Here is a 510-nt window from a genome sequence, read left to right as displayed (position 1 = left end):
GTCCTCGGCGAGCTCGCACCCAAACGGCTCGGGCTGCAGGCGTCGGAGCGGATCGCGCTGATCGCCGCACGACCGCTGTCGGTGATGGCCAAGGTCTTCCGGCCGGTGGTCTGGTTGTTGTCCAGGACGTCCGACATGGTCGTCCGGCTGCTCGGCGGCGACCCGAAGGCGCGGCACGAGCAGATCACCGAGGACGAGCTGCAGTCGATCGTCGAGGCCCACGAAGGACTCACCGGGTTCGAACGCCGCGTCGTGCAGGACGTGTTCGACGCCAGCGACACCATGGTCAGCGAGGTGATGGTGCACCGGGTCCAACTGGACGTGCTACCCGCGTCGATGTCCGTCGGCCGCGGCCGGAAGCTCGCCCTGCAGCACGTGCACTCCCGGTTCCCGGTGATCGGCCGGGACACCGACGACGTGGTGGGCGTGGTGCACATCCGCGACCTGCTGATGCCGAGCCACCCGCTGGGCCGCGCGGCGACGGTCGGCGACCTGACCAAACCGGTGGTC

General features: G+C 69.8%; 1 protein-coding gene. It reads left to right on the top strand.

Features of this window, described 5'->3' with window-relative positions:
• Positions 1 to 510: CNNM domain-containing protein (locus tag I6F37_RS46200; protein ID WP_225154163.1), on the top strand; the 510-nt coding region annotated here is incomplete at both ends.

This window comes from Bradyrhizobium sp. NBAIM08 (assembly GCF_020193935.1).
In the GTDB taxonomy this organism is placed as follows: Bacteria; Pseudomonadota; Alphaproteobacteria; order Rhizobiales; family Xanthobacteraceae; genus Bradyrhizobium; species Bradyrhizobium yuanmingense.
This window is presented reverse-complemented; position numbering and strand designations above follow the sequence as displayed.